This window comes from Chloroflexota bacterium, from assembly GCA_023475225.1.
GTDB lineage: Bacteria > Chloroflexota > UBA6077 > FW602-bin22 > JAMCVK01 > JAMCVK01.
Genome location: JAMCVK010000045.1, coordinates 73,092 through 79,463, shown reverse-complemented (window position 1 = coordinate 79,463; position 6,372 = coordinate 73,092). Strand labels below are relative to the sequence as shown.

Annotated in this window: 13 protein-coding genes; 8 read left to right on the top strand and 5 right to left on the bottom strand. The window is 51.6% G+C overall.

Going from position 1 to position 6,372, the window contains the following annotated elements; all coding sequences use genetic code 11:
* From M1136_11855 to M1136_11835, 5 genes are all read right to left on the bottom strand, one after another.
* A partial coding sequence (locus M1136_11855) for a threonyl-tRNA synthetase editing domain-containing protein (GenBank protein MCL5076316.1) occupies window positions 1-258 on the bottom strand: 258 nt, incomplete at its 3' end.
* Between the two features lie 50 nt (window positions 259-308).
* Window positions 309-647 (bottom strand): DsrE family protein, encoded by a 339-nt coding sequence (locus M1136_11850; protein ID MCL5076315.1) that lies wholly within the window; start codon window positions 645-647, stop codon window positions 309-311.
* Between the two features lie 19 nt (window positions 648-666).
* Window positions 667-1,053 carry a DsrE family protein gene (locus tag M1136_11845; GenBank protein MCL5076314.1) on the bottom strand — a complete coding sequence of 129 codons (387 nt, stop codon included), beginning with the start codon at window positions 1,051-1,053 and terminating at the stop codon, window positions 667-669.
* A 23-nt stretch (window positions 1,054-1,076) separates the two neighbouring features.
* Window positions 1,077-1,439: a DsrE family protein gene (locus tag M1136_11840; protein MCL5076313.1), complete on the bottom strand. Its 363-nt coding sequence runs from the start codon at window positions 1,437-1,439 to the stop codon at window positions 1,077-1,079.
* A 166-nt stretch (window positions 1,440-1,605) separates the two neighbouring features.
* On the bottom strand, window positions 1,606-1,941 hold the full coding sequence (locus M1136_11835) for a metalloregulator ArsR/SmtB family transcription factor (protein ID MCL5076312.1): 336 nt from the start codon (window positions 1,939-1,941) through the stop codon (window positions 1,606-1,608).
* Between the two features lie 513 nt (window positions 1,942-2,454).
* Here M1136_11835 and M1136_11830 point away from each other — a divergent pair.
* From M1136_11830 to M1136_11795, 8 genes are all read left to right on the top strand, one after another.
* The gene (locus tag M1136_11830; protein MCL5076311.1) at window positions 2,455-3,501 is read left to right on the top strand and encodes a hypothetical protein; all 1,047 of its coding nucleotides are present in this window, start codon (window positions 2,455-2,457) and stop codon (window positions 3,499-3,501) included.
* Window positions 3,502-3,690: 189 nt separating this feature from the next.
* The gene (locus M1136_11825; GenBank protein MCL5076310.1) at window positions 3,691-3,918 is read left to right on the top strand and encodes a type II toxin-antitoxin system HicA family toxin; all 228 of its coding nucleotides are present in this window, start codon (window positions 3,691-3,693) and stop codon (window positions 3,916-3,918) included.
* A gap of 10 nt (window positions 3,919-3,928) precedes the next feature.
* Complete coding sequence (locus M1136_11820; protein ID MCL5076309.1) at window positions 3,929-4,159, top strand: type II toxin-antitoxin system HicB family antitoxin; 231 nt, start codon at window positions 3,929-3,931, stop codon at window positions 4,157-4,159.
* 193 nt (window positions 4,160-4,352) lie between these two features.
* The gene (locus M1136_11815) at window positions 4,353-4,580 is read left to right on the top strand and encodes a type II toxin-antitoxin system HicB family antitoxin (protein MCL5076308.1); all 228 of its coding nucleotides are present in this window, start codon (window positions 4,353-4,355) and stop codon (window positions 4,578-4,580) included.
* Entirely contained in the window at window positions 4,577-4,819 is a 243-nt protein-coding gene (locus tag M1136_11810) for a type II toxin-antitoxin system HicA family toxin (protein ID MCL5076307.1), read from the top strand. Before M1136_11815 ends, M1136_11810 begins: the two co-directional genes overlap by 4 nt.
* 290 nt (window positions 4,820-5,109) lie before the next feature.
* Complete coding sequence (locus M1136_11805) at window positions 5,110-5,394, top strand: AbrB/MazE/SpoVT family DNA-binding domain-containing protein (GenBank protein MCL5076306.1); 285 nt, start codon at window positions 5,110-5,112, stop codon at window positions 5,392-5,394.
* 2 nt (window positions 5,395-5,396) lie between these two features.
* A complete protein-coding gene (locus tag M1136_11800; GenBank protein MCL5076305.1) occupies window positions 5,397-5,657 on the top strand; it encodes a hypothetical protein in 261 nt (86 codons plus the stop codon).
* A gap of 176 nt (window positions 5,658-5,833) precedes the next feature.
* Window positions 5,834-6,253: a hypothetical protein gene (locus tag M1136_11795; protein MCL5076304.1), complete on the top strand. Its 420-nt coding sequence runs from the start codon at window positions 5,834-5,836 to the stop codon at window positions 6,251-6,253.
* Window positions 6,254-6,372 lie beyond the last annotated feature (119 nt).

The following is a 6,372-nucleotide window of genomic DNA, read 5'->3' as shown; positions in this document are numbered from 1 at the left end:
CTCAGCGAAGAGATGGGCAAAGGGATGCAGTACTATCGACCCCACCTTTAGCTGTCGGGCCAGAGTGGTGATCTCCTGTGCCGCTCTCTCCGCCGTGCGTTCCGCCCTGTCCTCATCAGACCTCTCGACACTGGACAGAACGACGAGGGCTTCGTCTACCCTCGTTTCCGGTTGCCGGAGTTCCTCTACCACTTTGGAGCGGCCTTTCTCAGTGATTTTACAATAGAAGTAGTCAACATGCAACATCAATATGCGCACCGGATGAGGCCTCCTTCAGGGGTAATCCGCCGGATTGAGCAGATTTATCTCTAGAAGGCTCCCATGACATGGTCATAATCTTGCATTATGAAATCGACCAGTTGAGCATAATCGGCCGGGAGGGTTTGGGATAGTGCATCCTCTCTCTTGTAGCCGCGCATTTCCAGATCTTCCTGGAGGTAAAAACAGGTGATACCGTCGCTGATGGACGGCTCTAACATGCCTTTCGCCTCCAGGTTTTGCTCGGCCAAGGCGCAATATACGCCATCCTGCAGAAGGAAGAGGCCTATCTTGCCTCCCTGTTTATGAAGCGTATGAGCGAGCTGGAGAACAGTGTGCGCATTTTGAGTGTTGGGTGGGCTGGAGATAAGTAAAAGCGTTGATGCCACTTTGATCCTCCTTAAATAATTAATAGATCAATACAGCCTCAACCTGGGCGAGCAGGTGGCCTGTCTCCTCAGCGTCGATGACCTGCACTCCGGGAACCAGGTCAGCCGATCTGAGACCCCTCGCCATCAGCGAGGGCCCATGGGCATAGATCCTGGCCCGATTCTCTGTTCCATCTGGCAGCGTCGTGCTTAGCTTAAGAGTCTGCGCCAGCGCTTCTGAGAGCGATAACCAGCCGGTTTCTTCGCTGTGTTGTCCCGCCTTAGCGGCGTACACGCCATCGTCGATCAGGATGGCCGTGGTCTTCAATCCGTAGGTTACCCCACCATTGATGTGTCGTACGGCCTCGGCGGCGTGGATAGTGCCATAAGGGCTGCGTCTGAGGAGCACGCAGAAAGATTTTGCCATTTTTGACCTCCAGTGCTTGAGATTCAAAAGCCTAAACTGAGAAGGACATCGCTTGTCTCAATAAGGTTACATAGATTTTTAAGGGAGCTAGGGTCGGCATCGGCGAGCAGTTGCCCCTGCTTAATGCCTCGAAAATGGAGACAAGTTCCACAAAGGTCTACCTTAAGTCCTTTGCTGATCAGACGATCGAAGCCCTGTTGAGCATCGGGCAGTCCTTTGGGTCGCTGGTCCACAACAAAGTTGTGAACGCCGTCAGCCGAAGCGAAGAGGTTCACCTTATAACCCTTGTCCAGGGCTGCTTCAGCCAGCCTCGTGGCTGTGTAGGTGTTCTCGAAGGTATATGGTGTTGTGGAGAGAAAGATGGTTAACGATTTTTTAGGATTCATTTCGCCTCCTTGTGTGGTCAGTCCGCTGCTGAACCATGGGGATAACCTGATCATGAGCGGTTTTTGAATTCGTCATATTATATCATATATTCATATATTTTCATATATGGTTTAAATATTGAATGAAGAGGATCGTTGGGCTGGGAGTAATGGGGGTATCGCTTCTTCAGGGTTGAAGGTCTCGGGATAGCTCTAGGCTATGAGCCAACTGTTCGGTGAGCACCTCTCGCATGAGGTCGCAGGCCTGGATGATCTTAGGGCTAGCCAGACGGTAGTAAATTTTGGTGCCTTCGCGGCGGGTGAGGACGATGCCGCGATGGCGCAGAATGGTGAGGTGTTGGGAAACGGTAGCCTGGCGAAGTCCCAGGCTTGCAGCGAGCTCGTTCACGGACCTTTCGCCCTCGCGCAGTTCGTTTATAATGCGTAGCCGTTTGGGCTCGGCCATAGTTTGGCACACCTGGGCGTGCCGTTCGTATATTTCGGTGATGGTGTCCCTGTCCAATTGTCAACTCTATAAATATATTCATATACTTTATACAAGGGTCGGGATTGATCTGTCAATGCTTTGGTGAAGTGCTCTCATCCCCCTGGCCGCCTTCTCTCGCTTCGATTTCTTGACTTTGCCGCACATCGTCGCCTAAAATGCGGGAAAGCATGCCGAGCACGAAGGAAGTCGGCCCGTATCCTGGTGCGCTATGCCGTGCTCCCTCTCGCTAATCTCCTCCTCGGCCTTGCCAGGTGTCTGACTTAAGCTTCAGGCGGATGCCGCACTGACGATCCAGTGAGAGTCGGGTAGTCAGGCAAGAAAACGGAAAAGGCCAAGGGTGAGGGCAACCTCTTGTAGGTTCGAGCCCCATCTGCGGTACCCGTGATCCTCCCCGCACAGCCCAACGGTAGGGGGGGCATCAACTGCTTGATTTGAGGTTCGAATCCTGGGCGGGGAGCACTTTTTGTATCTGAAGCACCGGGCTAACGGCGGAGAGCGCGACTTTGGTATTAAGCTAATGGTGCTGTGATGTGGAACGTAAGAGGACGGAAGAGGCTGACGATACACGATGACCCGCCACTTGTGGTGGCACGTCAGGAGTTTCTCTCGTGGCTGGCGGAAGTGCCTGAGCCTCCCCAGACTGCTTGGAGACAAAGGCTTGAAAGCGACTTGGATCATCCCCACCTGTCTGTGCGGCTTGAGCTATACCTTCATCACTATTTCAAAAGCGAATGCTGGGCTGTCGACATTGAACCGGAAATGCCTAGAAGCCCGAACAAGCCTGATTTCAGGGTCATGCGTGGCACAGATACGATCTTTGTGGAAGCGAAGGCAATCCTTGACGAGCAGCTCATCACACGAGAGACGCAGAGATTGAGGCAGGTGGCCGATAATCTGGGTGGCAAGTTATCAAGAGACGTCATCATCAAGCCGCTATCTGACTTACCGCCGAGTCTCCCTGCCGGAAGAATCAAGGCTCAAATTGAACAACGTGCAAAGACCCAGGTAGACGAGGTTTTGGAGTTTGACCTCTCGGACATGCACCAGGGTACGCCATATTCGCTCAAAATCATAATCCTTACCAGAGCTTCTGACTCTCCCGAACCGGGAGAGGTTGTCGGGATCATCTCAGGCGTTCGAAAACTCGCTATCGGCAAGCGGATTCGTGATGCCCTCGAACAAAAAGCAGGCAAGTACGGCTCCATCGATATGCCCTTTTTTATAGCTGTCTATGGGAATCTACAGTTCCCGATTCGGACCAGGCACGAGCTTGATGCTCTCTTCGGGGACAAGGAATTGCTATGCCCTACCACGGGAATGGGTGCGGTCACTGTGAGGCGAAAGCCCAACGGGTTTTTCACCTCTGTGCGGGAAGGGAAACGCCGTCACGAGCAAGTGTCAGCAGTGCTCTTTTATCGGTTCAAGTGGCTGAACAACGGGCACGAGCACCGGATGCACATCTACCACAACCCCTTTGCCCTGATGCCACTAACCCCGGACTTGTTTCCTGGGGTTCCCCAGATGGTGCTAAATGATGGCGGAACCATGAAGTGGATAAACGGTGAACCTGAATGATGCCAACTGCTAGGCTAGTGGCAGGGCCTCTTACCCATGACGCCTTAGTGTTCGAATGAGGCGAACCTTCATTTTGTCCCACAGTAGCGCGCTCTGCGCCGTTAGCCCAAGGGCTTTTTGCAACTTAGGCTGCCAATGTCACTGGTCGCTCCTATCTATGCTATAATCCCAGGGTGAGGCTCCTATAGCATGTCTAAGCTGCCCCAGGTAAAAGGTGACAGGCTGGTAAGCGCCCTCAGAAAAGCGGGCTGGTATGTTGACCACACTCGTGGCGGCCATGTTATTATGAGACATGAAGATAGACCCGGCGTCAAAATAATCATACCTGTCCATCGAAAACCGGTGAAGCCGGGGACTTTGAGTAACATCTTGAAAAAGGCAGAACTTTCAGCAGAGGAGATAAAGAGGCTTCTCTAGGAGGCTGAGTATGTTGAAGTATACCATAATCCTGGTGCCTGAAGAGGAAGGTGGTTATTCTGTGGAAGTGCCTGCTCTTCCCGGATGCTATACTCAAGGAGAGACTAGGGAAGAGGCTATTTCTATGGCTAGGGAGGCAATTGAGCTGTACTTGGAATCCTGCAAAGCTCATAACGAGCCTATGCCAGAAGAATCCGGGGTTGAGTCTTTGATTGTTGAAATCAAGGAGCCAGTGGCATAGACACCTTGCTTTGAAGTTCTTGGGTAGGCATGACCTTTATATGAATATGATGCCTCAAGCCTTTGCTGAGGTAGATTTTCACCCTATCCCACAGCAGCGCGCTCGGCACCGTTAGCTGGCAACATACCGTCTATCAGGCTCCCAAATAAGATCTGCTATAATAGGCATTAAAAACAAGAGGGTAAGGTGAGTTATGGTTCATCAATTTAAGATAGTGGTGGAGAAGACCCCCGATGGATATGTGGCATATCCCCTGGGCTTAAAGGGTGTTGTAGTGGGGCAGGGGAATACGTACGAGCAAGCCTTGTCAGACGTAAAGTCAGCCATCCGGTTTCATATTGAGACCTTTGGCAGTGAAATGCTTGAGTTGGAGCCACCGGTTCTGGAGGCTTTTATCGCGGAGACGGGGGTAAATGTTTGACTCAGAAATTTCCTGTCGATGCGCCAAAGTCTCGAGTCATAAAGGCGTTCGAGATTCTGGACTTCAAGCTGGTTAGGGAAAGCGAACATATTGCCATGGTACGCGAGAACCCTGACGGGAGCAAGACGCCTCTGACAATGCCTGGCCACCCGAAAATCAAGAGTTCGACATTGCGGACAATATGCACCAAAGCGGGGATATCAAGGGAGGACTTCTTACGGGCTTACAATCAGACCTAGGACTTCGGGTTATGAACCGTCCCCATTTTGGCGCAACAGCCAAACTGCTTGGCTAGGCAAATCTTTATCCTATCTCACACTAGCGCGCTCTACGCCGTTAGCTCGGGGAGCCTTCTCCAGTTTTGAGCCACCGGACTAACGGCGGGGAGCGTACCTTTGCCCATCTCACTTATTAAATCTGACTTCCGGTTTTGTGATCCACTACTTTTTTACTCTTGTCCTGGCAACCCATATGTGCTAACATTTCATTGAATAATGAAATAATGAACCAATAATGGAGGGGAATTTCGGTGGGTACACTGACAAAGCTAACCAGTGGTGGGCAGGTCACTCTCCCTAAGGAAATCAGAATAAAGGCCAACATGCAACCCGGTGATTTTGTTGAGGTCAAGCTTGACGAGGAGGGGCGCATAGTATTGACGCCGAAGAAGCTTGTGGACGCCAGCCAGGCCTACTTCTGGACTGAAGAGTGGCAGAAGGGGGAGCGCAAAGCAGACGAAGACATAAAAGCTGGTCGGGTGAAGAGGTTCAAGTCAGTCGCTGAGGCAGTGAAGTATCTTGAGGGAAAAGCATAGCCGTGGAGATTCTCTTCACCGAGCAATTTGAACAGTTATATGACAGACTCACCAATGCCGAGAAACGGAGCGTACGTAAGGCACTTACTCTATTGGGTGATAACCCAGAATACCCTAGCCTTCGTGTCAAGAAAATGGAAGGCAGGAAGAACATCTGGGAAGCTCGCCCTTCAAAGAGATTGCGCATGACTTTTGAGATGGTCGGAGAAGTTATCGTCATGCGCAATGTGGGGGAGCATGAGAAGGGGTTGAAAAGACCTTGACTTAATGGAAAGCCCGTTAGCCCGGGGAGCATTTTTGTATTGGAACCACCGGGCTAACGGCGAGGAACGCCAGTTGACGCTACTGCAATCGAGGAGGTATCCATGACTAAAGCAAAGAAGCAAATACCAACTTGGAAGTTTAGCACCTGTTCAGGACCGAGCAAGAGGGCGTGCTCGTGGCATACTGGGAAGTGAGCCTCGATCCCATAAGTGATGATTACACCCCACAGGAGATCGGCGCCCGCGACCTATTCCTTGAATGGGAGAAACGGGTTCGCGAGAAGTACGCCAATGGGTTGATTCCGATCTTCTGGTTCGTCCAGTGCAAGGAGCAGGCCGTCTTTGAAGGTATGCCTTTCCAGTTCGAGCATATTCCGGGATCATTTCGCAAAGATTTCCTGACCTTCTTTACGTGGCCTGTTAACTCTGAAACGGGTGAGTCTCTGAACTGGCTTATGCTTCCAGTGATAGATAAGTTGTGGAACTCTAGGCGCGCCAACAAGGGCGGGTTTATACAGCAAGCCACAGGCTGGAAGCCCACCATTCTTCAGCCCTATGTCTACCTGCCTGCGCTTGCAAGCGCCTTGCGCAAGTAAAAGTAGTGGCTGGTTCGTTATTGTACGAGGCACGGCTCCCTTCAAAAAGACGAACTCTGATCCTATCCCATAGCAGCGCGCTCTGCGCCATTAGCCCTCATTTGATTCCCCTTGACATT